Source organism: Sphingomonas kaistensis (assembly GCF_036884275.1).
In the GTDB taxonomy this organism is placed as follows: domain Bacteria; phylum Pseudomonadota; class Alphaproteobacteria; order Sphingomonadales; family Sphingomonadaceae; genus Sphingomicrobium; species Sphingomicrobium kaistense_A.
The window spans coordinates 2,144,567-2,167,582 of sequence record NZ_CP145607.1 but is presented as its reverse complement, the minus strand read 5'-3'; the positions used below and the strand labels follow the sequence as shown (position 1 = coordinate 2,167,582).

Below are 23,016 nucleotides of genomic sequence, written 5' to 3'. Positions count from 1 at the left end.
TTTTGTTTAGCTGACGGGTGCAGGCGGCGCGATTATATAGAGCCGAGCCAACAAACAGCAATCACAAGGTATCCGTGACCCGACGCCGCATCTATCTCGACCATGCCGCGACCACGCCGGTTCTGCCGGAAGCGCAGCAGGCCATGGCGGGCGCGCTGACGCTGTGGGCCAATCCGTCGAGCCCGCATGGCGAGGGGCGCGCGGCCAAGGCGGCGCTGGAACGGGCGCGGGCGACGATCGCCGAGGCTCTCGGCTGGCGCCACGATATCCTCTTCACCAGCGGAGCGAGCGAAGCGGTCGGAATCGCCGCGGCGCGGGCGCTACCGAAGCGGCGGCTGGTCGGCGCGACCGAGCATGATGTGGTGCCTTATCACATGGGCGAGTCGGCGACCGTGTTGCCGGTGGATACCAACGGGCTGATCGATCTCGACGCACTGGACCGCGCGCTGGCGGGCGAGCCGGCCCTGGTCGCGGTTCAGCACGTCAACAATGAAACAGGCGTTATCCAGCAGATCGCCGCGATCGCCGAGCGGGTGCGCGAAGCGGGCGGGTTGCTGCTCGCCGATTGCGCGCAGTCGGCGGGCAAAATCGCGATTCCCCATGCCGACTTCATCGCTATCTCCGCTCACAAGTTCGGTGGGCCGCCCGGAATTGGCGCCTTGCTGGTCAAGGATCTGACGACGCTGACCCCGTCCGGCGGACAGGAAAAAGGCTATCGCCGCGGCACGCAGAACTTGCCGGGGGTGATGGGTATGGCCGCTGCGCTGGCGAGCGGTGCGCATCGTGATGTCATGCCGCTGATGAAGGCACTTCAAGAGCGGCTCGAAGCGGGCGTGCTGTCGGCAGGCGGCACCGTGATCGCCGCTGAGGCGGAGCGGATCCCGGCGATCAGCGCCATTGCGCTAGACGGTACGTCGCGCGACAGCCTGCTGATCCAGCTCGATCTCGCCGGCTTCGCGGTCAGCGCGGGGTCGGCCTGCGCAAGCGGCAAGATGAAGGCGAGCCGGGTGCTCTCCGCGATGGGCGTTCCGGCCGCGATCGCCGACGGCGCGCTGCGCCTGAGCTTCGGACCGCAGACGACCAAAACCGACATCGATGCTTTCGTGTCGGCCTTCGCCGCCATCGCCGAGCGCCGCCGCGCCGCATGATTTATCTCGATTATCAGGCCACCACGCCGCTCGCGCCCGAAGCCAAGGCGGCGATGCTGCCGTGGCTCGACAAGTTCGCCAATCCGCACAGCCCAAGCCGCGCCGGACGCGAAGCCGCGGCGGCCATCGAACATGCCCGCGGGCAGGTCGCGGCGCTGCTGCCGGAGGGCGGGCAGGTCATCTTCACCTCCGGCGCGACCGAAGCGCTGAATATGGCGATTGGGGGCGTGAAAGGTCGCATCGTCACCCTCGCCACCGAGCATGCGGCCGTACTCGACACCGCTGAATGGCTGCGCGGCGAGGGACACGACATCGACGTTCTGCCGGTCGGCCCCGATGGCCTGGTCGATCTCGACCGGCTTCGCAGCGCCTTGCGCCAGCCGACGGCGCTGGTCGCGGCGATGCTGGTCAACAACGAAATCGGCGTCGTGCAACCGATCACCGAAATTGCCAGGCTGGCGCATGACGCGGGCGCGCGGATGCTCTGCGACGCGGTGCAAGGGTTCGGGCGCCTGCCCATTCCCGACGGTCCCGATCTGATCGCCGTCAGCGCGCACAAGATCCACGGTCCCAAGGGCATTGGCGCGCTGTGGGTGCGCCAGGGCGTGGACGTTGCGCCGCTCCTGCACGGCGGCGGGCAGGAGCGGGGGATGCGGTCCGGAACGCTGTCGCCGATGCTGTGCGCTGGCTTCGGCGCTGCGGCGGTGGTGGCGGCTGAGCAGCGGGAGGCCGATCGGGCGCATGTCGAACAACTTTGGCACGCCGCACTCGATACGCTCGGGCCGGACTGGATCGTCAACGGCAGCACCGAGCATCGCTATCGCGGCAACCTGAACGTCCGCCGCGAAGGCCTCGATACTGCCCGCTTGCTCTCGGACTGCCGGCAGATCGCCTTTTCGCTCGGCTCCGCCTGCGCCAGCGGCTCGGGCCGCCCCAGCCATGTGCTACGCGCGCTCGGCCTCAGCGATCGGGAGGCCCGGCAAAGCATCCGCCTCGGTTTCGGCCGCTACACTGCCCTCGATGAGATCACCGAGGCCTGCACCCTGATCCGGCGCACCGCCGAGGATCAGCAACGGTTTGCGGCATGACTTTGATACGATTTCTTAGGTCCGACGGATCGCTCGATCGCGAAGTGGAAGCCGCCGAAGGCGACAATCTGCTCGACGTGGCGCAGGACAATGACCAGCCGCTCGAAGGCACCTGCGGCAAATGCATCAGCTGCTCCACCTGCCATGTGATTCTCGCCCCGGAAGATTTTGCGCGCTTACCGGAAGCCAGCGAAGAGGAGGAAGACCTGCTCGACCTCGCCGGCAACGCCCAGCGCTTCAGCCGCCTGGCCTGCCAGGTGACGATCAATGGTCCGACGATGACGGTGAGGATGCCCGGCTAGGGCAGGGTGGGAGCCGGAACGACCCGGGACGAAATCGTTGTGGCTGCTTCCTTCCGGACCTGACCAGGTTGGCGACAATCCCGTCCGCCCGACTCCCGCGGCGCATATGGCGGCACTGGCGCCCGAGCGCAAGAAGTGGCGCGGCGGGCCGCGGCGTCCTACTGTCCCGCCGCAATGACCGACGACGAATCGCAGCACGACGAACCGGGCCTCGGCCTCGACCTTCCGGCCCAGCCGCTGGAGAAGAGCGCGGCGGCTTCGCCCTACCGCGTGCTCGCCCGCAAATATCGTCCGCAAAGCTTCGGCGAACTGATCGGGCAGGACGCGATGGTGCGCACGCTCGGCAATGCGATCGACAGCGGCCGCATCGCCCACGCCTTTCTGCTGACCGGTGTGCGGGGGGTCGGCAAGACCTCCACGGCGCGGCTGGTCGCCAAGGCGCTCAATTGCATCGGCCCGGACGGAAAGGGCGGCCCGACCATCGATCCGTGCGGGGTATGCGAGCCGTGCCGGGCGATTGCCGAGGGGCGACACATCGACGTCACCGAAATGGACGCCGCCAGCCATACCGGCGTGGACGATGTTCGCGAGATCATCGAGGCGGTGCGCTATTCGGCGGTCAGCGCACGCTTCAAGATTTACATCATCGACGAAGTGCACATGCTGACCAAGAACGCCTTCAACGCGCTGTTGAAGACGCTCGAGGAGCCGCCGGCGCACGTTAAATTCCTGTTCGCGACGACCGAGGTCAACAAGGTGCCGGTGACGGTGCTGTCGCGCTGCCAGCGCTTCGACTTGCGCCGGATCCCAGCCGAAAAACTGGTCGAGCATTTCCAGCGCATCGCCGAGATCGAGCAGGTGTCGATCGAGCCCGATGCGCTGCTGATGATCGCCCGCGCCGCCGAAGGGTCGGCCCGCGACGGCTTGTCGCTGCTCGACCAGGCGATCGCGCATGGCGGCGGCGAGGTGAAGACCGAAGCGGTGCGCGACATGCTCGGCCTCGCGGATCGCGGGCGGGTTCGGCGTTTGCTGTCCCTGCTGATCGCCGGCGATGCGTCGGGTAGCCTTGCCGAGCTGGACGAAGCGCAGGCGCTCGGGATCGATCCGACGGCGCTGCTGCGCGGGCTGATGGAGCAGATCCATGCCGCTTCGCGCGCCAAGGCCGGCCGCGGCGGCGATCCGCTGGCCAGCGTCGAGGAACGCGAAGCGAGCGAGCAATTGTCGGCAAGCCTTGGCTGGTCGCAGCTTCACCGTTTGTGGCAGCTGCTGTTGAAGGGGCTGTCCGACGTCAGCCTGGCGCCCGATCCCAATGAAGCGGCCGCAATGGTGCTGCTGCGACTGGTTCATGCTGCCGATCTCCCCGATCCCGCCGCGCTGCTGAGCCGCTTGCAGGGGCAGGGCGAGGGCGCGGTCAGCGCCTCCGCGGCGCGCCCGGCACCCTCCGCCGCGCCGCGCGCCGCGATGCCGGCGCCGCCTGCTCCCGCTCCGACATCAGAGCCGGCACCCGAACCCGCCGCTCCGCCGCTTCCGGCGAGTTTCCGCGACCTCGTCGACTTCATCGAGAGCAAGGGCAAGGCGATCCGCGCGGTGCAGTTGCGCAATCAGGTCGGCCTGATCCGTTATGCGCCGGGCGAAATCGCGCTGAAGCCGCTGCAGCCGCTCGGCACGTCCTTCGCCCGCGAGTTTGAGGCCGAGTTGCGCTCGGTCACCGGCTCGCCTTGGCAGGTAATGCTCGCCGACGGTGAGGCCGAACCTTCGCTCGCCGCGCAGGAGAAAATGGCCGAAGAACGCGCCCGCGACGCCATTTTGCGGGAGCCTTCGGTCGCTGCCGTGCTTTCTGCCTTTCCCGACGCCACTCTCGAATCAGTCAGCCCCAAGGACGTGAACCATGCCTAGCCTCGAAGAAATCATGCAGATGGCGCAGAACGCGCAGGCCGAACTCCAGAAGGCGCAGGACAATCTCGACAAGATCGAGGTCGAAGGCCAGTCGGGCGGCGGCCTGGTCAAGATCAAGGCGTCCGCCAAGGGCCGGATCATCGGCGTCTCGATCGACGAAAGCCTGCTCGATCCCGCCGAAAAGACGATGGTCGAAGATCTGATCGCCGCCGCGCTCAACGATGCACGGACCAAGGCCGACCAGGCCGCCGCCACCGAAATGCAGAAGATGAGCTCGACCCTGCCGATGCCGCCGGGCTTCCAGATGCCCTTCTGACCGGCACCGCTTGACTCGCCCCGGCGTGGCGTCACTCTTCCTAACGTAGAGGAGAGAGTGATCATGAGTATATTGGGCGCGATGCAGCATCATCAGTTGCGGGTGATGCGGCTGGTCGATCACGCCAGCCGCGAGCATGGCGGCCGCGAGATTGTCAGCGCCTGGGCCGACGGCACGATCAGCCGTACCAACTGGCACGGCGCCGCGCAGGACGCGCGGCGGTTGGCCAAGGCGCTGACCAGGCTCGGGATCAATCGCGGCGACCGCGTCGCGACGCTGGCGATGAACCACGCGCATCACCTGATCAGTTGGTACGGCACGATCGGGATGGGGGGCATTCTCCACACCATCAATCCGCGGCTGTTCCCCGATCAGCTCGTCTATATCGCCAATCACGCCGAGGACCGGGTTCTCCTCTACGACAAGGCGTTCGCGCCGCTGGTCGAGAAGCTGAAGCCGCAGTGGAAGACCATCGAGCATTACGTCTGCATGGACGATGGCGAGTTTCGCGCCTGGATCGACAAGGAAGACGATGATTTCGCCTGGGTCGAAGGCGACGAGCGCGAGCCATTGGGGCTGTGCTACACCTCCGGCACCACCGGCAATCCCAAGGGCGTCCTCTACGAACATCGCTCGACCATGCTCCACACGCTGGTCGAAGTCGGGCCGGACGTGTTTGAACTGTCGGCGCGCTCGACCTGTTTGCCCATCGTGCCGATGTTCCATGCCAATGCCTGGGGCGTTCCGTGGGCGGCGCCGATGGTCGGGGCCAAGCTGGTGCTTAGCGCCGATTATCGTCCGCAACAGATGTGCGACCTGTTCCGCGAGGAAGGCGTCACGCATTCGGCGGGCGTGCCGACCGTCTGGCTCGGCATCATCGATCATATCGAGCGCACCGGCGCCGAGCTTGGCTCGCTGCAAAGCGTCACCATCGGCGGATCGGCCGCGCCGCGAGCGATGGTGGAATGGTTCCGCCGCAAAGGCGTTCGCATCGGCCACGCCTGGGGCATGACCGAAACCAGCCCGATCGGCACCTGCGGCAATCCCCCGGCCAATTGGGACGACATGACCGACGAAGAGCAGGTCGAGTTCACCTGCCGCCAGGGGCGCATTCCCTTTGGGGTCGAACTTCGCATCGTCGACGACGAAGGCAACGAACTGCCCCGCGATGGCATCGCTTCGGGCCGGCTGCAGACTCGCGGGCATTGGGTCGTCGAGCGCTATTTCAAGGAAGAGCAATCGGCGACCGATGCGGACTGCTGGTTCGATACCGGCGATGTCGCCGCGCTGCATCCCGACGGCACCATGCAGATCACCGACCGCGCCAAGGACGTGATCAAGTCGGGCGGGGAGTGGATCAGTTCGATCGAGCTCGAAAATGCCGCGGTCGGCGTGCCGGGTGTCGCCGAAGCGGCGGCGATCGGTATCGCGCACCCCAAATGGGACGAGCGACCGCTGCTGCTGGTGGTGAAGCAGCCCGATAGCATCGTTTTTGAGGAGACGATCCGCGAGCATCTCGCCAAGCATGTCGCCCGCTGGTGGATGCCCGACGCGATCGAGTTCGTCGACGAACTGCCGCATACCGCCACCGGCAAGCTCAGCAAGAAGACGCTGCGCGAACAGTGGAAGGATTTTACCCTGCCCACCGCGGCGGAGATGGTCGGACGCTGAAGGCTCTGCTAGGGCGCTCGCCGTCAGAGGGCCGGGCGGCCGCGTCGAAATCGCAAGTTTTCGCCGAGGAAAGTCCGGGCACCACGGAATAACGGTGCCGGGTAACGCCCGGCGGGTCGCCTTCGGGCGGCTCAGGGACAGTGCCACAGAAAGCAAACCGCCGCTCCTCGGGGCGGTAAGGGCGAAAGGGTGCGGCAAGAGCGCACCGCGGGGCCGGCAACGGCAACGGCATGGTAAACCCCACCGGGTGCAAGACCGAATAGGGGCGACGCATGGGCCTGTTCCGGCTCGTCGCCCGGGTTGGTCGCTGGAGCCTGCCGGCAACGGCAGGCCGAGAGGAATGGTCGCACATCCGTCTTCGGGCGGAGGACAGAACCCGGCTTACAGGCCCTCTGGCACTTTCACGCCGTCCGACTAGTTAGAAAGCTCATGGCCCGCTCCACCCGCTCCAACGACTGGGGATTTCCCCGCTGGCGCTCCTATGCCGACAAGGGCCGGGACGCGGCCAAGGTGCGTCTGTGCGACCGGGAAGGCTGCACCGAGCCCGGCGACCGGCCCGCTCCCAAAGCGCCGAACAGCCCCGAACGCTGGCATTTCTGCGAAGCCCACGCCGCCGAATACAACAAGAATTGGGATTATTTCGCCAACCTTTCCGCCGCCGAAGCGGCTGAGCGCGAGGCGAATGAGCGGCGCGGTGCCAACGGCTTCAAGCAAAGCTCGCACTATGCCTGGGGCGGGCCCGGCGACGGCACCCGCAGCCGCGAGGAAATGCGCGCCCTGTCGGTGCTCGAGGTCGAGAGCGATGCCAGCTTCGACGAGATCAAGGCGGCGCACCGGCGTCTCGCCAAGGCCAGCCACCCGGACTTGAAGCCCGGCGACGAGGAAGCCGCCAGGCGCTTCCAGGCGGTGCAGGCGGCCTATGACGTGTTGCGCAAGGCCGAGGAACGCAAAGCCGCCTCGGCTTAGTCGACGCCCACGAACGTCGCGGCGCTATGCGCGATCGGCCGCGCTTCGTCGCCGCCATGCGCGACACCGCGAACGAAGGCGACCTTGCGGGTGATCTTGTAGCATTCGCACCGTGCGATCACCGTTTCACCGCGCGCCGCCGGGCGGAGATAATCGAGCCGGAGATCGAGGGTGACGGCGGGCCGAAAGCCGCCCAGCGCCGTCCACACCGAGGTGCCCGAACAGGTGTCGATCAGACTGACGATTGCCCCCGTGGCGATGATCCCCTCGTCGGGCATGCTGACCAGTTCGGGCCGCCAGGGAAGGGCAAGCTCGACCCAATCGGCCCCGTGCGCGCGATATTCGAGGCCGAGCGCGCGGCCGTGCCCGACCTTACGGGCCATGGCGAAGAACAGCGCGGGATCGAACGGCGCGCTGACGCCGTCGCGGAAATCGCTCATGCCAGGCGCTGCGCCGTGTCCTGGACCAGTGCGATCATGTTGGGAATGCCCTGCGTCCGATTAGAAGACAGCTGACGCGACAAATCGAACGGCGCGAGTTCGGCGGCGATGTCGGTGCCCGCGATGTCGGCCGGCAAGCGATCCTGCACCGCGCTCAGCACCAGGGCAACGATGCCCTTGGTGATCGCGGCATTGCTGTCGGCGAGGAAATGCAGCCGCCCGTCGTCGAGCCGGGTGGGATAGACCCATACGCTGGCCGAACAGCCACGCACCTTGGTCGCCTCGGTCTTGAGTGCGTCGGGCATCTCCTCGAGTTCGCGGCCGAGCTCGATCAGCATCCGGTAACGCTCCTCGGCGTCGAGCAGCTCGTAATCGTCACGCAGATCGGCAAGTGGGGGCAGGGTCATGGCCGGGGCGTTACGCGAAGCGACGCGGGCGCGAAAGTCAGCGGTTGCGCAGATCCTCGATCTCGCGCGACAGGCTGTTTTCCTTTTCGACCGTGATCCGCTCGAGCACCTGGATTCGCTCCTTCAGCTGGCGAACCTCGTCGCGCAGCTGGCGGGTGTCGGCGCTTTCCTGCGGGGGCGCGATGACCTCGCCATTCTCATCGGTGCGGATGCCCATCTTGTGCTTCACGATCTGCCAGATGAAGATCAGGCCAAGCAGGATGAGGACGAATTCAAATGGATTCACTGCACCTTGTCCCGCATCGTTTCGAAGCTGACCGGGCTGTCGCGCAGCGCTTCGATCTGGGCCGCCGTCTGGATGCCGCCATCGGTGGCGATCCGCTCCAGCACCCGGACGCGCTGCTCGAGCTCGGCGACGCGGGACGCATATTGCGCGGCTTTCTCGGCGGTATTTTCACCCATGGCGGTGAGTTGACGTTCCTTCATCTCGATCGAACGCATGTAGACCTTGGCGAGGATGGCGATGATCGGGATCATCATGCCGATGATGGGGATCATGAGTGGCGACATGAGTGGGAAACCTCTTGGAGCAGGCAAAAGCGCCTAGCGCAGTTCCTCGATCTCGCGAGCGAGACTGCGGTTATTGGTGAGGACGTAGCTTTCGACGTCGGCTAGGCGGCGGTCGATCGCTTTCATGCTCGAGCGGATCTCGCGCGCGGTGCGGGTCGGCGAGGAGCGGACCTGCTGCCAGAAGCGCTTGTCCTCGGGCGTGTCGTTGCTCAGTTCGCGTGGGCGATCTTCGGCAATCATTCCCAGCACGAAGTAGAAGGGCAAGACGCTGAAGCCCGACAGCCAGATCGCCATGAACATCATGATCCGCACGACCAAGACGTCGAGCCCGGTATAGTCGGCGATGCCGGCGCAGACGCCCATCACCTTGCCGTTGCGCTTGTCCTTGTAGAAGCGGGTGCGGGTCGGCGGCTGGGTCGACATGTCAGCGCACCTCCCGCATGCGGCTGCGCTCAGCCAGGCGGGCGAATTCGGCATCGAGGTCCATGTCGAGGCCGCGTGCCGAATTATCGCTCAGCGACTGCTGCTCGGGCGCGCATTGCTGCCGCCAATTGGGGTTTTCGGCGGTCATGATCCGCTCGATCGAGCACATCCGATCGTCGAGCCGGCGGGCCAGGTCGTGCAATTCTTCCAGCATCCGCTCGTCGCCGCCGGTCAGCGTCGCCGCGGTTTTCCAGCGCGTGATGTAGTGCATGATCAGCCACGGCAGGCCGATAAACAGCATGCCGACGACCAGCACCGGAATGATGACCTCTTCCACCCTTATTCCCCTTTATTCGCGAGGCGCGCCTTCAGCGCTTCCAATTCCTTGTCGACCTGCTCTTCGGCGCGAAGGTCGGCGATTTCTTCTTCGAGGCTCTTGGGCCCCGTCATGCCGAGTGCGTCGGCACGGCCTTCGGCGAAATCGGCGCGCCGCTCAAGCAGTTCGAAGCGACTGAAAGCGTCCTCGGTCCGGCTGCCGTTCAGCATCTCGCGCGCCTTGGCTCGGGTCACCGCGCTTTCGATACGGGTCGAAATGGCGTTTTGGCGGGCGCGGGCCTCGCGCAGCTTGCCCTGCAGCTTGGCGATGTCGGCTTCATAGGCCTTGAGCGTGCTGTCGATAACCGCGACTTCCGCTTCGAGGCCCTTGGCCATGTCCGACGCCTTCTGGCGCTCGATCAACGCCTGCTTGGCCAGATCCTCGCGACCCTTGGAGAGGGCAAGCTCGGCCTTTTCGGTCCAGCTGTCGGTGATGCCTTCAAGGCGAACCATCGCACGGCGCATTTCCTTGGCGTCGGCAATGGACCGCGCGGCGGTGGCGCGCACTTCGACCAGCGTTTCTTCCATCTCGAGGATGATCATGCGGATCATGCGCGAGGGATCTTCGGCCCGGTCGAGGAGCTCGGTGAAATTGGCGGCCATGATGTCCCGGGTGCGGGAAAAGATGCTCATTCTATTCGTACCTCACGAGAGTGGGGCCCTGTCTGTCACGCCAACTATGCACGGTCCGTGCCAGTTTGAAAAATAGCACCAAACCGCGCGAATCCGGGCGAAACGGCACCGCCGTTGGTCGGAAAAAACTTGCCAAGGCTTGGAAAATCCCACCAACTCTTGCCCGTGGCACGCACCTTGAATTTCATCGGGCAGAGCATTCCGTTCCTCGACGCCGTGGAGCGGGCGAGCCGCGCCGCGCCGCTCAACCGCCCGGTGCTTGTGATCGGGGAACGCGGCACCGGCAAGGAGCTGATCGCCGAACGCCTCCACCACCTGTCCGGCCGCTGGGCCGGGCCGCTGGTGACGATGAACTGCGCGGCGTTGCCAGAAAATCTGATCGAGGCCGAGCTGTTCGGGCATGAAGCGGGCGCCTTCACCGGTGCCGCCAAGACCCGCAAGGGCCGCTTCGAAGAGGCCGATGGCGGCACCCTGTTCCTCGACGAACTGGCGACCTTGTCGAGCCCGGCGCAGGACCGGCTGCTGCGCGCCGTCGAATATGGCGAGGTGACGCGCATCGGCGCCAGCCGTCCGGTCAAGGTCGATGTCCGCATCGTCGCTGCCACCAACGAACATCTGCCCCGCCTGACCGATGAGGGCAAGTTTCGCGCGGACCTTCTCGACCGGCTGAGCTTCGAGGTCGTCACCTTGCCGCCGTTGCGCCTTCGGCAGGGAGACGTGTCGCTGCTGGCCGAGCATTTCGGGCGGCGGATGGCGTCCGAGCTGGAGTGGGGCGGCTGGCCTGGCTTTTCGAAAGCCGCGATGGCGTCGCTCGAAGCCTATGGCTGGCCGGGCAACGTCCGTGAGCTACGCAACGTGGTCGAGCGCGCGGTCTATCGGTGGGACAGCCCGGAAACTCCGATCAGCGCCATTCAATTCGATCCCTTCGCCTCGCCCTGGTCGCTAGGCGCCGCGCCGGGCAGTCCCACGCCGGCCGCTGCCGCTTTACCGGCCGCCGAGACGACTGAAACGAGCGACGCACCGGCACCGGCCGCGGCACCAACGCACGAAACGAACGACTTCCGCGCGGCGGTGCATGCTTACGAGCGCTCGATCCTCGAGGGCGCGCTCAGGGCCAATCGTTTCAATCAGCGCGCCACCGCCGCCGCGCTCAACCTCAGCTACGATCAGCTTCGCCACGCGCTGAAACGCCATAAGCTGATGGACAGCGAACCCGCCTAGGCTCCCCTGCGTTGACACTCCACTGGCCGCTGACCACATGGCCGGTATTGTCTTACCATCCCTAGGAGCTTGATCATGGCCTTTTCCGTCGCCCCCCTGCCGTACGATTATGCGGCGCTCGAGCCGACCATCGACGCGGCCACGATGAAGCTTCACCACGACAAGCATCACCAGACCTATGTCGACAATCTGAACAAGGCGATCGAAGGCGATTCGTCGCTCGGGGGCAAGAGCTTGGAAGAGCTGGTCGCCAATGCCGGCGCCGGTTCGAAGGTCGTCCGCAACAATGGCGGCGGTCACTGGAACCACAGCTTTTTCTGGGAAATCATGGCCCCGGCCAGCGGCAAGGGCCCTGAAGGCGAATTGGCCCAGGCGATCGACAGCGCCTTCGGATCGCTCGATGGCCTCAAGGAAAAGTTCAACGCCGCCGGCGCCGGCCAGTTCGGTTCGGGCTGGGCCTGGCTGGTCGCGGTGCCGGGGCAGGGGCTGGTCGTCACCTCGACCCCCAACCAAGACAATCCGCTGATGGACGTCGCTGAGGTCAAGGGCACGCCGATCCTCGGCAACGACGTGTGGGAGCACGCCTACTACCTCACCTACAACAACCGCCGCGCCGATTATCTCAAGGCGTGGTGGGACGTGGTGAACTGGGACAAGGCGGCCGAGCATTTCTCTTCGGCCAAGTAAGCTACTCTCTCAGAGGGCCTCGGCGATGAGCCGGGGCCCTCAAGCCTTCAGCCGGTAGCCAGTCCGGAAGATCCAGAAGATGCCGGCAAGGCAGATGCCCGCGAACGCCAGCGTCGCCCCAAGCGCCAGGCCGAAGCTCACGTCCGCGGTGCCGAAGAAGCACCAGCGGAAGCCGTTGATCAGATAGACGACCGGATTGAATAGCGTGATCGTGCGCCACGGCTCGGGCAGCATGTCGATCGAATAGAACGCGCCGCCGAGGAAGGTCAGCGGCGTGACAACCAGCAGCGGGATGACCTGTAGCTGCTCGAACCCCTTGGCCCACACGCCGATGATGAAGCCGAACAGGCAAAACGTCACCGCGACCAAAACCAGGAAGGCCAGCGCCGCGATCGGATGTTCGACCCGCACCGGCACGAATAAGTGGGCGGTGGCGAAGATCACCAGCGCAACCAACGACGCCTTGGTCGCCGCCGCGCCGACATAGCCGATTACCGTCTCCACCGCCGACAGCGGCGCCGACAGGATCTCGTAGATCGTGCCCGTAAATCTCGGCATATGGATGCCGAAGCTCGCATTGAAGATGCTCTCGGTGAACAGGCTCAGCATCATCAGCCCGGGCACGATGAAGGCGCCATAGGGGATGCCGTTGATCTCGGTCATCCGACTTCCGATCGCCGATCCGAACACGACGAAATACAGGCAGGTCGTGATCACCGGCACCGCCATTCCCGTCCACAGGGTGCGGCGGAAGCGGTGCATCTCGAACTTGTAGATGGCGAGGACGCCGCGAACGTTCATTTGGCGTCTCCGTGGATCAGCCCGACAAAGATGTCCTCGAGGCTCGATTGCTTGGTATCGAGGTCCTTGAAGGCGATGCCTTCGTCGCGCATAGCTGCCAGCAGCGAAGGGATTCCGGTCCGCTCGGCATGACGGTCGAAGTCGTAGGTCAGCGTCAGGCCACCATCGGACAGTTGCGGTTTCCAATCGGCAAGCGCCGCGGGCACTTGCGCCAGCGGCTCGGCAAGCTGCAGGTGCAACGTCTTGCGGCCGAGCTTCTTCATCAGCTCGGCTTTGTCCTCGACCAGGATCAATTCGCCCTTGTTGATGACCCCGACCCGGTCGGCCATCTCCTCGGCTTCCTCGATGTAATGGGTCGTCAGGATGATGGTGACGCCGCGCTCGCGCAGCTGCCGGACCATCGCCCACATCTCCTTGCGCAACTCGACATCGACGCCGGCGGTCGGCTCGTCGAGGAACAGGATGTCGGGCTCGTGGGCCAGCGCCTTGGCGATCATCACCCGGCGCTTCATGCCGCCCGACAGATCCTTGAGGATATTCTTGCGCTTGTCCCACAAAGTAAGATCGCGCAGCACTTGCTCGATATGCGCGTCGTTGCGCGGCAGGCCGAACAGTTCGCGGCTGAAGGCGACAGTGTTCCAGACCGGCTCGAACACATCGATGTTCATTTCCTGCGGGACCAACCCGATCCGCCGCCGCGCTGACTTATAGTCGCGGCGCCAGTGCGCGCCTTCGACCAGCACCTCGCCGTCGGTCGCGCGGACGAGGCCGCAGACGATCGAGATCAGCGTCGTCTTGCCGGCGCCGTTGGGGCCGAGGAGCGCAAAAATCTCGCCCGACATGATGTCGAGATCGACGCTCTTCAGTGCTTCGGTGCCGCTGGCATAGGCCTTGCGCAGGCCGCGGATGGAAAGGGCGGGGGTGCTCATTCGACGGGTCCGGGCTCCTGGGGCTTGGCTTCCTCGGCGGCGAGGCCGTGCTTGAGGAGCATAGGCACGTTGGCGGCGGCGAACAGGAAGGTCAGGGGAATAGCGCCCCACAGCTTGAACCCGACCCAGAAATCGGTGCTGCTGTTGCGCCACACCGCTTCGTTGACAGCGGCCATGACCACGAAAAACAGCGCCCAATTGCGGGTCAGCTTGCGCCACCCCTCCTCGTCGAGCCCGGGATAGGCGCTGCCCAGAACCATCTTCAGCAGCGGCTTGTCCTTCCACAGGCCGAAGCCGAGCAGGGCGGCGACGAACAGATAATAGATGGTGGGCTTCAGCTTGATGAAGGTCTCGTCGTGCAGCCACAAGGTCAGCCCGCCGAGGAGCACCACCATCACGCCGCTGAACCACAGGAGGGGTGACACGCTGCGATAGCGGATGGCGGAATAAATGACCGCCGCCACCATCGCGATCATGAAGGCGCCGGTGGCGACGAAGATCTTGGCCAGCGCCGGGACCGGCGCCAGCGCGTTGACCGCGAAGAAGACGAGCAACGGCCCGAAATCGATCAGCAGCTTGGAAGCGCCTGCAGGCTCCTGCACGCGGGTGGTCATGGCGTCAGCCCGGCGATGGCGCGGGCGACGGCGCGCGGGTCGAACGGGCGCAGGTCGTTGACGCCTTCGCCGACGCCGATGGCATGGATCGGCAGCTTGAACCGTTCCGCCGCCGCAACCAGCACGCCGCCGCGCGCCGTGCCGTCGAGCTTGGTCATGACGAGACCCGTGACGCCGGCGAGATCGCGGAACACCTCGATCTGGTTGAGGGCATTCTGGCCCGTCGTCGCGTCGAGCACGAGGATGACGTCATGCGGGCTTTCGGGATTCAATCGCCCGAGCACCCGACGTACCTTGGACAATTCTTCCATCAGATGCGTCTTGTTCTGAAGCCGCCCGGCGGTGTCGACGATCAGGCAGTCGATGCCTGTCTCGGTCGCCCGGCGGACGCCGTCGAACACGATGCCCGCTGCGTCGCCGCCTTCCTTGCCGCTGATCACCGGCGCGTCGATGCGATCACCCCAGATGCGCAACTGCTCGATCGCCGCCGCCCGGAAAGTGTCGCCGGCCGCCAGCATGACGCCATAATCCTGCTCCTTCAGCCAGGAGCCGAGCTTGCCGATGGTGGTGGTCTTGCCCGAGCCGTTGACGCCAATCACCAGGATGACGTGCGGGCGGGGGAAGCCCCAGATGTCGAGCGGCTTGGCGACCGGGGCTAGGATCGCTTCCATCTCTTCGGCGAGAATGGTGCGCAGGCCGCGCTCGTCCAATTGCTCGAACCGTTTGGCGGCAATGGCATTGCGAATGCGCTTGGAGGCTTCCGGACCGATGTCCGAGGCGATCAGCGCTTCCTCGATGTCGTCCAGCGTTGCGGTGTCGAGCGCGGCCTTCGCGCCGGTTCCGAGCCCGCCGATATTATCGCCGAGACGGTCCGCGGTTTTGCGGAAGCCGCCGGTAAGTTTGTCGAGCCAACTCATTGGAGGTCGATCGTACCCTTGAAAACGTGGGTGGCGGAGCCGCGCATGCGCACCGGCTCGCCGGGGGCCCAGGCGATGGTGAGGTCGCCGCCCGCCATGTGGACTGTGACCGGCGAGGTGACAAGGCGGGCGCGGATCGCGGCAACGGCGGTGGCGCACGCCCCGGTGCCGCAGGCGCGGGTCAGGCCGGCGCCGCGCTCGAAGGTGCGAAGGCGGATTGCGCCTCCCTCCACGCTCGCGACATTGACGTTGACCCGCTCGGGGAACACCGGGTCAGATTCGATCCCAGGCCCGATCCCCTCGAGGTCGGCATCCTCGAGGTCGTCGACGAAGAACACCACATGCGGATTGCCGACGTTGATCGCCTGGGGCCGGTCGAAATTTTCCCAACCCATCGGCATCGGATCGGTCGGCATCGGATAGGCGAGGGGGATGGCGTCCCACTCGAAGCGCGGCTCGACCAGCGTGACCTCGACCTCGGCGCCTTCGGCCGACCCGGTGAGGAGGCCACCAGCGGTCTCGACCGTCGCCGCCCCGGTCAGCTTGACCACGCAGCGGGTGGCGTTGCCGCAGCTTTCGACTTCGCTGCCGTCGGCGTTGAAGATCCGCATCTTGAGGTCGGCGCTGGCGCTCGGTTCGAGCAGGATAAGCTGGTCGCAGCCGACACCCTCGCGCCGGTCGGCGATGTGCCGGGCAAGCGCTTCGGTCATCGCCAGCGGCTCATCGCGCGCGTCGAGAATGACGAAGTCGTTTCCGAGCCCATGCATCTTGTGGAATTGCCGAAGCATCACGGGCGACTTAAGCGGGCGCGGAACCATAGTCCACTTCTCCGGAGTTTCCCGGCCATGCCGCGCGCCGCCCAAGACGTCATGCAATCGCTGATTTTCTCAGCCGTCCTCGATGCGATCGCCGCGCTGAAAAACGCGAGCGGCAATCTGCCCAACAATCTGCTTCGGCAGGTGCAGGCGATCCATGGCAATGTGACGATGGCCGACCTTCCCAAGGAATTGCAGGACGCGATCGCGGCCAGCACCCGCGCGGCCTTCGCCGAACTGCTCAAGGAAGGCTATGCGGTCGCGCCGCGCGACGCAGGCCCGGCGCGACCGACGCCGCGTCAGGGCGAAGTGGTCGGCCGCGGGGTCGATCGGCCGTCCCGCCCGCCAGCCCGCGGACCGCGCGGCGATGGCCCGCGTGGCCCGCGCGGCGACGGTCCCCGGGGGCCGCGCGGCGACCGTCCCTCGGGCGGCCCCGCGCGCGGTCCTCGCGGTCCGCGCTCACCCCGGTAAGGCCGAGTGGACAACCTTCCCGCCGAGCGGCGCCCGAAGGCTCTCACCTTTCTGCCGCGCGCCCTGTTCGAACCGCATCGCCCGATCCGTTATGTGGCGATCGCATGGGCCTGCGCCTTCTTTCCGTCGCTGCTGCTGTCGGCACTTGCCAGTCATCTCGTTCCCGACTCGGGTCCTTCCTTTCCCGAAGTGGACCCGACCCTGCTGCTGTTCCTGCTGGTGGTCTTCGCGCCCGTTCTCGAGACCCTTATTATGGGCACGGTGCTACAGGTGCTGGAACGCTTCTTCGGTTTTCTGCCCGCGGTGCTGTTAAGCTCAGCGGGTTGGGGCATCGCCCACTCGCTCGAAGCACCGGCATGGGGCCTGGTGATCTGGTGGCCGTTCCTGATCTTCTCGATCGTCTTCCTGACCTGGCGCAAGCGCAGCCTCGGCGCGGCCTTCGCCCTGCCGATGCTGATTCACGGCCTGCAAAATCTGGGGCCAGCTCTCTTGATGGTAAGCGGCCTCAACCTGTGAGACCCGCGCCCTCAGCTGGGTACGGGCGCTCCCAGCTTTTCGGCGATCCGGCGAACTTCCTCGTCGCTCGGTGCTTCGGGCATCTCCCGTCCAGCCGTCACGGCCTCATCCGGGATCCCCGGTCCGGTGCCCGCGATGGTCTCGTTCTTGGGCGATTCGTTGGGTCCGGTGCTGATCTTCTGGCTGTCGTGCATAGTCTGCGCCTTTCCTTGCCCTCAGGTGAGTGCGCAAAGGCCGGGATGGCCGCAGGGTTCCAGCTTTGATTGATTAGCCCGGCAGCCCGTCCCATATGTGCGGGGAAGCGAGCCGCGATCGTTCGGCGGCCGCAAGGAGCTTTTCGACGTTGACCCTTTCCCTTCCCATCCTCCCTCTTCGTGACATTGTCGTCTTTCCGAAGCGGATCGTGCCCTTGTTCGTCGGGCGCGAAAAATCGGTTGCCGCGCTCGAAGCGGCAATGGGGCAGGACAAGCAGATTTTTCTCGTCGCGCAGCTCGATCCGTCGGAAGACGATCCCAATCGCGACGCGCTCTACGATCTCGGGGTCATCGCCACCGCGATGCAGTTGCTGAAGCTGCCCGACGGCACGGTCCGCGTGCTGGTCGAGGGCGTCAAGCGCGCCCGGCTGATCGGCCTGTCGAACGAAGATGGCCATCTCACTGCCGAAATCGAGGAAGTGGACGAGGAGGCCGCCGAAGGGCCCGAAGCGCAGGCGCTGATGCGCTCTGTGCTCGAGCAGTTCGAGAATTACGCCAAATTGAACAAGCGCCTGCCCGCCGAGACGGGCGTGCAGCTGGCCGAAATCGAGGAGCCGTCGGTCCTGGCCGACGCGGTCGCGTCCAACCTGTCGGTAAAGGTCGCCGACAAGCAGGCGCTGCTGGGTGAACTCAACCCCGCGCGCCGGCTGGAGATGGTGTTCGCCTTCATGGAGGGCGAACTCGGCGTGCTTCAGGTCGAGAAAAAGATCCGCAGCCGCGTAAAGCGGCAGATGGAAAAGACCCAGCGCGAATATTATTTGAACGAGCAGTTGAAGGCGATCCAGCGCGAGCTTGGCAACGAGAGCGAAGATGGCGGCGATGAGCTGGCCGAACTGGCCGCCAAGATCCGCAAGACGCGCCTCAGCAAGGAGGCCCGTAACAAAGCGACCGCCGAGCTGAAGAAGCTGAAAGCAATGGCGCCGATGAGCGCCGAGGCGACCGTTGCGCGCAATTATCTCGACGTCCTGCTCGGCCTGCCGTGGGGCAAGAAATCGAAGCTCAACAAGGACATCGTGGTCGCTGAAAAGGTGCTCGACGACGACCATTATGGGCTGGAAAAGGTCAAGGACCGGATCGTCGAATATCTCGCGGTCCAGGCCCGCACCAACAAGCTTAAAGGCCCGATCCTCTGCCTCGTCGGCCCGCCCGGCGTCGGCAAGACCTCGCTCGGACGCTCGATCGCCAAGGCCTGCGGGCGCGAGTTCGTTCGCCAGAGTCTCGGCGGTGTGCGTGACGAGGCCGAGATCCGTGGCCACCGCCGGACCTACATCGGCTCGCTGCCCGGCAAGATCGTGTCCAATCTCAAGAAGGCCGGGACTAGCAATCCGCTGTTCCTGCTCGACGAGATCGACAAGCTCGGCCAGGATTTCCGTGGCGACCCCGCTTCAGCGCTGCTGGAGGTGCTCGACCCCGAGCAGAACAGCAAGTTCCAGGATCATTATCTGGAGCTCGACTACGACCTTTCCGACATCATGTTCGTCACCACCGCGAACAGTCTCGACATGCCGCAGCCTTTGCTCGACCGGATGGAGATCATCCGGCTCGAGGGCTACACCGAGGACGAAAAGGTCGAGATCGCCAATCGCCATCTCATTCCCAAGCAGCTCGAAGCGCATGGGCTTAAGGACGGCGAGCTCACCATCGCCGACGACGGCCTGCGCGACGTGCTGCGTTTCTACACCCGCGAAGCCGGCGTCCGTACGCTCGAACGCGAGCTGGCGAAGATCGCCCGCAAGGCGCTCCGCCGCATTCTCGAGGGCAAGGACCAGCAGGTCGTTGTCACCGCCGACAACCTCAACGATTTCCTCGGTGTGAAGCGGTACCGTTTCGGCGTCAGCGAAGAAGAAGATCAGATCGGCGCGGTAACCGGGCTCGCCTGGACCGAGGTCGGCGGCGAACTGCTGACCATCGAAGCCGTCACCGTGCCCGGCAAGGGCCAGATCAAGACCACCGGCAAAGTCGGCGAAGTGATGAGCGAAAGCGTTCAGGCCGCCTGGAGCTTCGTCAAGGCGCGCAGCCCGGCCTATGGCGTCAAGCCGAGCGTGTTCGCGAAGAAGGACGTCCATGTCCACTTGCCCGAAGGCGCGGTGCCTAAGGACGGTCCGTCGGCGGGAATCGGCATGGTGACGGCACTGATCTCGACCCTCACCGGGGTTCCGGTCCGCCGTGACGTCGCGATGACCGGCGAGGTCACCTTGCGCGGCCGCGTACTGCCGATCGGTGGCCTCAAGGAGAAGCTGCTTGCGGCCCTGCGCGGCGGGATCACCACCGTGCTCATTCCGCAGGAGAATGAAAAGGACTTGGCCGAGCTTCCGGCGAACCTGCGCGAAGGACTGACCATCGTGCCGGTCGCGCATGTCGACGAAGTGCTGGCGCGCGCGCTCAGCGCCAAGCTCGAACCGATCGAGTGGACCGAGGCGGACGAACATGCCGCCGAACCGGTCGCGCCAACGCAGGGACAGCCCTCTTCGCCGCTTCGGCACTAGAGAAATCGTCGCAATACCGGCACTGAGCCGGGCTTAAGTCGTTGTTCCCGCAAGCCCTGTGTGTGCGGGCGAGGGGAAGGATTGAATGAACAAGCAGGATCTTATCGGGCAGATCGCCGACCGCGCCGGGTTGAACCGGATGGACGCGGCGCGGGCGGTAGAAACCATGCTCGAGGTGATCACCGACGCGCTGCGCCGCGGTGATGAGGTGCGGCTGGTCGGCTTCGGCAATTTCGTGGTGACCCGGCGCAAGGCGTCGGTCGGGCGCAATCCGCGGACCGGCGAACCGCTTCAGATCGACAGCACCGCGCAGCCCAAGTTTCGCGCCGGCAAGCTTCTCAAGGAAGCGGTGCAGTAATCGCGCTGGACAGGGGTGGGGCGGTTCGCTAACCGCCCCTCACCCAAGGCGTGGGCGCGTAGCTCAGTGGTAGAGCACACCCTTCACACGGGTGGGGTCGCAGGTTCAATCCCTGCCGCGCCCACCACGCCTTTTTCTCAGTTTCGGTACGTTGCGCGGCCTAACCCAGGTAAGCCGCGCTGAAGCTCGCCACCCGGCGAAGCTCGTCCCAGTCCTCGAACAGAATGTCGCGGCCTTCGCGCTTGATGAGGCCCTGCCGCTCGAGATCCGCGAACACGCGGTTCACGTTGACGCTTGTCTGACCGGTGATGTCGGCGATCTGCTGCTGCGTAAATGGATTCATCATCCGGCGCTTGTCGGGATCGAGCCCGCTGCGCTCCGCCAGTTCACATAGCAGATGCACGACGCGCGCGGTCGAATCGCGGCGACCGCAGTTGAGCAGCCACTCGTAACCAATGTCCGCATGACGCTGTGTCAGCTTCCAGAAGAAGCGGGCAAGCTCGGGATGAGCGTCGACGATGGGGTCGAAATCGCGCTGTTGCCCGACGAGAACCCGGCTGCGGACGATCGCGTGGATGCCGTAATCGGCGACCCCCTCACCCGGCAGAATGCCATCGCCGGCAAAGCGCAAGGCGATGATCTGACGCCGACCGGCCCCGTCGCCCTTGTACTTGGCGAGGATCCCGCTTTCGACAAAGAACACTTCGTTTCGTTCGACCCCAGCCTCGCGGAACGGGCGACGCGGATCGACCTCGACCGACTTTCTCGGCATGTCGTCCAGAAGGGTCGCAAGACGAGGTTCGAGCCCGGCTCTCACCAAAGCATCGTATAATCCGATCCGGTCGCCGGCGGCCGCCTTGGAGCGTTTGCTCATCGTCGTCACCTCTCGCTCCCTGTCGCAGGGAATATCTGCCCGCCAGCGAGCTTGTGCAAGTCAATTAACACAGATTATAAACTTTCTATTTCAGTGCTGGACGAAAGCCAGATAGCGCGGAGCGCTTCAACGAGCGCGTCCGTTGCAGGTTGCGCGGAGGACAAATCGGGCAGGGCAGGCCACCCCTTATCCTCGTAACTAATTGCCTCCAAACGCCTTTCCCCGGCATAGCGAGGGATGATGTGAAAGTGGACGTGGGGATCCACCATCATCAGCATAAGGTGATTGATCCGCTCGTATCGGCTGAAGCGGCGAAGCGTGCGCTCGATGCGGGCAACCATCGCGCCCTGCTCGGCGAAGGCGGCGGGGGAGAGGTCGCCGTAGCTCGTCTCCTCGCCAAGCGTGCAGAGCACCAGCGAGCCGAGTGTCGGTTGCGCGGGTCGTACCAGGACCGCCCAGTGACGGCCTTCCTCCACCAGCGTTTGAGGATAACCGAACTTCACTAACGTCGCGTTCGGTGATTGGTTACGCATCAAACTCGCTGGACTTGGCTTGCATCGGGGCTGCACCCCCCTTAAGGGGCTGACGCGCTGTGCCAAGCCGTTTTCGACACGGTCTGTGCAGTTGTGGCGATCGTAGCTCAGTTGGTTAGAGCATCGGTTTGTGGTACCGAGGGTCGCGGGTTCAAGTCCCGTCGATCGCCCCATTCTTCTTTCTTTCAGCGATCCGGATTGAACCCCCGCACATGACCGATTTGTGGAGCTTGCCCGATTTCGACGGGCATGAGGCCGTGACCCATGTTTCCGATCCCGCGAGCGGGCTTCGTGCAATCATTGCGATGCATAGCACCCATCTCGGGCCCGCGGCGGGTGGGACCCGCTTCTGGCATTATGCCAAGGGCGAGGACGCATTGAACGACGCGCTCCGCCTGTCGCGGGGCATGAGCTACAAGAACGCCATGGCCGGCCTGCCGTTGGGCGGCGGCAAGGCGGTGATCCTGGCCGACGACAACCGCACCAAGACCCCCGAGATGCTGGCCGCGTTCGGCCGCGCGGTGAATATGCTGGGCGGCAACTACGTGACTGCCGAAGACGTCGGCATCGGAGTCGCCGACATGCAGGCCGTGCGCCGCGAAACCCGCCATGTCGCGGGCTTGCCGGTGGCGGAAGGCGCGGTCGGCGGCGATCCTGGGCCGCACACCTCGCTCGGCGTGTTTCTGGGTATCAAGGCCGCGGTGCGCCGCGCGCTCGGCAAGGACAGTCTCGAAGGCCTCCACATCGCGTTGCAGGGCGCGGGCAGCGTCGCCGGCGGCGTCGCCCGCCGCGCCGCGCAGGAAGGCGCACGCCTGACCATCGCCGACGTCGACGCAGTCAAGGCGGCAGCGCTGGCGAAGGAAGTCGGCGGGTCAATCGGCGATCCCGCGACCATCCTTGCGACCGAAGCCGATGTCATCAGCCCCAACGCGCTCGGCGCGATCCTCGACGACGCCAGCATCGCCACGCTGCGGGCGCCGATCGTCGCGGGCGGCGCCAACAATCAGCTGGCTCGCCCCGAACATGGCGCGGCGCTGATGGCGCGCGGCATCCTCTACGCGCCCGATTACGTGATCAATGCGGGCGGGATCATCAACGTCTCGACCGAATATCTCCAGGACGGCGACGCCGACGTGGTGCGCTCGCGGATCGAAGGCATTCCCGGCCGTCTCGAAGCGATCTGGAGCGAAAGCGTGGCGAGCGGGCGCGATCCGGCCACCGTCGCCGACGCCATGGCGCGCAAGCTGATCGGTCGCGGCTAAGAGGGGCAGCGAGGACCGGGGCGTCTTTTCGCCCTAGTGCAAA

Annotated in this window: 29 protein-coding genes, 2 tRNA genes and 2 other RNA genes; 17 read left to right on the top strand and 16 right to left on the bottom strand. The window is 65.4% G+C overall.

Annotated elements, in window-relative coordinates; all coding sequences use genetic code 11:
• The first annotated feature begins 74 nt into the window (after positions 1 to 74).
• From V6R86_RS10610 to V6R86_RS10600, 3 genes are read left to right on the top strand one after another with little or no spacing between them, the layout of a single operon-like run.
• Positions 75 to 1,148, top strand: a complete 1,074-nt coding sequence (locus V6R86_RS10610) for a cysteine desulfurase family protein (protein ID WP_338504406.1) — start codon at positions 75 to 77, stop codon at positions 1,146 to 1,148.
• A complete protein-coding gene (locus V6R86_RS10605) occupies positions 1,145 to 2,236 on the top strand; it encodes a cysteine desulfurase family protein (protein WP_338504405.1) in 1,092 nt (363 codons plus the stop codon). Before V6R86_RS10610 ends, V6R86_RS10605 begins: the two co-directional genes overlap by 4 nt.
• Complete coding sequence (locus V6R86_RS10600; protein ID WP_338504404.1) at positions 2,233 to 2,538, top strand: 2Fe-2S iron-sulfur cluster-binding protein; 306 nt, start codon at positions 2,233 to 2,235, stop codon at positions 2,536 to 2,538. Before V6R86_RS10605 ends, V6R86_RS10600 begins: the two co-directional genes overlap by 4 nt.
• 2 nt (positions 2,539 to 2,540) lie before the next feature.
• On the opposite strand, the gene ffs is transcribed toward V6R86_RS10600, so the two are convergent.
• An RNA gene (gene ffs, locus V6R86_RS10595) (signal recognition particle sRNA small type) lies at positions 2,541 to 2,638 on the bottom strand.
• Positions 2,639 to 2,712: 74 nt separating this feature from the next.
• Between ffs and V6R86_RS10590 the strand changes: the two genes are divergently transcribed.
• From V6R86_RS10590 to V6R86_RS10570, 5 genes are all read left to right on the top strand, one after another.
• Positions 2,713 to 4,434 (top strand): DNA polymerase III subunit gamma/tau, encoded by a 1,722-nt coding sequence (locus V6R86_RS10590; protein WP_338504403.1) that lies wholly within the window; start codon positions 2,713 to 2,715, stop codon positions 4,432 to 4,434.
• Positions 4,427 to 4,750, top strand: coding sequence for a YbaB/EbfC family nucleoid-associated protein (locus tag V6R86_RS10585; RefSeq protein WP_338504402.1), 324 nt, complete (start codon positions 4,427 to 4,429; stop codon positions 4,748 to 4,750). Before V6R86_RS10590 ends, V6R86_RS10585 begins: the two co-directional genes overlap by 8 nt.
• 63 nt (positions 4,751 to 4,813) lie before the next feature.
• Positions 4,814 to 6,421 (top strand): long-chain fatty acid--CoA ligase, encoded by a 1,608-nt coding sequence (locus tag V6R86_RS10580; RefSeq protein ID WP_338504401.1) that lies wholly within the window; start codon positions 4,814 to 4,816, stop codon positions 6,419 to 6,421.
• Between the two features lie 23 nt (positions 6,422 to 6,444).
• Positions 6,445 to 6,821, top strand: an RNA gene (rnpB, locus tag V6R86_RS10575) — RNase P RNA component class A.
• A 29-nt stretch (positions 6,822 to 6,850) separates the two neighbouring features.
• Complete coding sequence (locus tag V6R86_RS10570) at positions 6,851 to 7,387, top strand: J domain-containing protein (protein WP_338504400.1); 537 nt, start codon at positions 6,851 to 6,853, stop codon at positions 7,385 to 7,387.
• Here the strand turns inward: V6R86_RS10570 and V6R86_RS10565 are convergent.
• The 7 genes from V6R86_RS10565 to pspA are packed head-to-tail and all read right to left on the bottom strand — an operon-like array spanning position 7,384 to position 10,235.
• The gene (locus V6R86_RS10565; RefSeq protein WP_338504399.1) at positions 7,384 to 7,827 is read right to left on the bottom strand and encodes a PaaI family thioesterase; all 444 of its coding nucleotides are present in this window, start codon (positions 7,825 to 7,827) and stop codon (positions 7,384 to 7,386) included. The genes V6R86_RS10570 and V6R86_RS10565 overlap by 4 nt on opposite strands.
• Complete coding sequence (locus V6R86_RS10560) at positions 7,824 to 8,234, bottom strand: SufE family protein (protein WP_338504398.1); 411 nt, start codon at positions 8,232 to 8,234, stop codon at positions 7,824 to 7,826. The genes V6R86_RS10565 and V6R86_RS10560 overlap by 4 nt, the downstream gene beginning before the upstream one ends.
• 37 nt (positions 8,235 to 8,271) lie before the next feature.
• Entirely contained in the window at positions 8,272 to 8,520 is a 249-nt protein-coding gene (locus V6R86_RS10555) for a hypothetical protein (protein ID WP_338504396.1), read from the bottom strand.
• A complete protein-coding gene (locus V6R86_RS10550; RefSeq protein ID WP_338504395.1) occupies positions 8,517 to 8,804 on the bottom strand; it encodes a hypothetical protein in 288 nt (95 codons plus the stop codon). The genes V6R86_RS10555 and V6R86_RS10550 overlap by 4 nt, the downstream gene beginning before the upstream one ends.
• A 33-nt stretch (positions 8,805 to 8,837) precedes the next feature.
• Positions 8,838 to 9,227: an envelope stress response membrane protein PspC gene (pspC, locus tag V6R86_RS10545; RefSeq protein ID WP_338504394.1), complete on the bottom strand. Its 390-nt coding sequence runs from the start codon at positions 9,225 to 9,227 to the stop codon at positions 8,838 to 8,840.
• A gap of 1 nt (position 9,228) precedes the next feature.
• Positions 9,229 to 9,564: an envelope stress response membrane protein PspB gene (pspB, locus tag V6R86_RS10540; RefSeq protein ID WP_338504393.1), complete on the bottom strand. Its 336-nt coding sequence runs from the start codon at positions 9,562 to 9,564 to the stop codon at positions 9,229 to 9,231.
• A 2-nt stretch (positions 9,565 to 9,566) separates the two neighbouring features.
• Complete coding sequence (gene pspA / locus V6R86_RS10535; RefSeq protein ID WP_338504392.1) at positions 9,567 to 10,235, bottom strand: phage shock protein PspA; 669 nt, start codon at positions 10,233 to 10,235, stop codon at positions 9,567 to 9,569.
• A gap of 165 nt (positions 10,236 to 10,400) precedes the next feature.
• Here pspA and pspF point away from each other — a divergent pair, with 165 nt between their 5' ends.
• Both pspF and V6R86_RS10525 read left to right on the top strand, forming a co-directional pair.
• Positions 10,401 to 11,456 carry a phage shock protein operon transcriptional activator gene (gene pspF, locus V6R86_RS10530; protein WP_338504391.1) on the top strand — a complete coding sequence of 352 codons (1,056 nt, stop codon included), beginning with the start codon at positions 10,401 to 10,403 and terminating at the stop codon, positions 11,454 to 11,456.
• Positions 11,457 to 11,531: 75 nt separating this feature from the next.
• Positions 11,532 to 12,143 (top strand): superoxide dismutase, encoded by a 612-nt coding sequence (locus V6R86_RS10525; RefSeq protein ID WP_338504389.1) that lies wholly within the window; start codon positions 11,532 to 11,534, stop codon positions 12,141 to 12,143.
• A 39-nt stretch (positions 12,144 to 12,182) separates the two neighbouring features.
• On the opposite strand, the gene V6R86_RS10520 is transcribed toward V6R86_RS10525, so the two are convergent.
• From V6R86_RS10520 to dapF, 5 genes are read right to left on the bottom strand one after another with little or no spacing between them, the layout of a single operon-like run.
• A complete protein-coding gene (locus V6R86_RS10520; protein WP_338504388.1) occupies positions 12,183 to 12,944 on the bottom strand; it encodes an ABC transporter permease in 762 nt (253 codons plus the stop codon).
• Positions 12,941 to 13,873 (bottom strand): ABC transporter ATP-binding protein, encoded by a 933-nt coding sequence (locus V6R86_RS10515; RefSeq protein WP_338504387.1) that lies wholly within the window; start codon positions 13,871 to 13,873, stop codon positions 12,941 to 12,943. Before V6R86_RS10515 ends, V6R86_RS10520 begins: the two co-directional genes overlap by 4 nt.
• The gene (locus V6R86_RS10510; protein ID WP_338504386.1) at positions 13,870 to 14,487 is read right to left on the bottom strand and encodes a septation protein A; all 618 of its coding nucleotides are present in this window, start codon (positions 14,485 to 14,487) and stop codon (positions 13,870 to 13,872) included. Before V6R86_RS10510 ends, V6R86_RS10515 begins: the two co-directional genes overlap by 4 nt.
• The gene (gene ftsY / locus V6R86_RS10505) at positions 14,484 to 15,404 is read right to left on the bottom strand and encodes a signal recognition particle-docking protein FtsY (RefSeq protein ID WP_338504385.1); all 921 of its coding nucleotides are present in this window, start codon (positions 15,402 to 15,404) and stop codon (positions 14,484 to 14,486) included. The genes V6R86_RS10510 and ftsY overlap by 4 nt, the downstream gene beginning before the upstream one ends.
• Positions 15,401 to 16,192: a diaminopimelate epimerase gene (gene dapF / locus V6R86_RS10500; RefSeq protein ID WP_338504384.1), complete on the bottom strand. Its 792-nt coding sequence runs from the start codon at positions 16,190 to 16,192 to the stop codon at positions 15,401 to 15,403. Before dapF ends, ftsY begins: the two co-directional genes overlap by 4 nt.
• An 81-nt stretch (positions 16,193 to 16,273) precedes the next feature.
• On the opposite strand from dapF, the gene V6R86_RS10495 reads away from it, so the two are divergent.
• Both V6R86_RS10495 and V6R86_RS10490 read left to right on the top strand, forming a co-directional pair.
• On the top strand, positions 16,274 to 16,690 hold the full coding sequence (locus V6R86_RS10495) for a hypothetical protein (RefSeq protein ID WP_338504383.1): 417 nt from the start codon (positions 16,274 to 16,276) through the stop codon (positions 16,688 to 16,690).
• Positions 16,691 to 16,696: 6 nt separating this feature from the next.
• On the top strand, positions 16,697 to 17,206 hold the full coding sequence (locus tag V6R86_RS10490; protein ID WP_338504381.1) for a CPBP family intramembrane glutamic endopeptidase: 510 nt from the start codon (positions 16,697 to 16,699) through the stop codon (positions 17,204 to 17,206).
• Positions 17,207 to 17,217: 11 nt separating this feature from the next.
• On the opposite strand, the gene V6R86_RS10485 is transcribed toward V6R86_RS10490, so the two are convergent.
• Positions 17,218 to 17,400, bottom strand: coding sequence for a hypothetical protein (locus V6R86_RS10485; RefSeq protein ID WP_338504380.1), 183 nt, complete (start codon positions 17,398 to 17,400; stop codon positions 17,218 to 17,220).
• Positions 17,401 to 17,549: 149 nt separating this feature from the next.
• On the opposite strand from V6R86_RS10485, the gene lon reads away from it, so the two are divergent.
• The 3 genes from lon to V6R86_RS10470 all read left to right on the top strand — a co-directional run bounded on the left by lon (position 17,550) and on the right by V6R86_RS10470 (position 20,431).
• Positions 17,550 to 19,946, top strand: a complete 2,397-nt coding sequence (gene lon / locus V6R86_RS10480; protein WP_338504379.1) for an endopeptidase La — start codon at positions 17,550 to 17,552, stop codon at positions 19,944 to 19,946.
• A gap of 85 nt (positions 19,947 to 20,031) precedes the next feature.
• Positions 20,032 to 20,304, top strand: coding sequence for an HU family DNA-binding protein (locus V6R86_RS10475; RefSeq protein WP_338504377.1), 273 nt, complete (start codon positions 20,032 to 20,034; stop codon positions 20,302 to 20,304).
• Positions 20,305 to 20,356: 52 nt separating this feature from the next.
• Positions 20,357 to 20,431: transfer RNA gene (locus V6R86_RS10470), tRNA-Val, on the top strand.
• Positions 20,432 to 20,464: 33 nt separating this feature from the next.
• Here V6R86_RS10470 and V6R86_RS10465 read toward each other — a convergent pair.
• Positions 20,465 to 21,178 carry a Crp/Fnr family transcriptional regulator gene (locus V6R86_RS10465; RefSeq protein ID WP_338504375.1) on the bottom strand — a complete coding sequence of 238 codons (714 nt, stop codon included), beginning with the start codon at positions 21,176 to 21,178 and terminating at the stop codon, positions 20,465 to 20,467.
• Between the two features lie 74 nt (positions 21,179 to 21,252).
• A complete protein-coding gene (locus V6R86_RS10460; protein ID WP_338504373.1) occupies positions 21,253 to 21,681 on the bottom strand; it encodes an HIT family protein in 429 nt (142 codons plus the stop codon).
• 126 nt (positions 21,682 to 21,807) lie between these two features.
• Between V6R86_RS10460 and V6R86_RS10455 the strand changes: the two genes are divergently transcribed.
• Both V6R86_RS10455 and V6R86_RS10450 read left to right on the top strand, forming a co-directional pair.
• A tRNA-His gene (locus V6R86_RS10455) sits at positions 21,808 to 21,884 on the top strand.
• A 39-nt stretch (positions 21,885 to 21,923) separates the two neighbouring features.
• Positions 21,924 to 22,973, top strand: a complete 1,050-nt coding sequence (locus V6R86_RS10450) for a Glu/Leu/Phe/Val family dehydrogenase (protein ID WP_338504371.1) — start codon at positions 21,924 to 21,926, stop codon at positions 22,971 to 22,973.
• Positions 22,974 to 23,016: the final 43 nt, after the last annotated feature.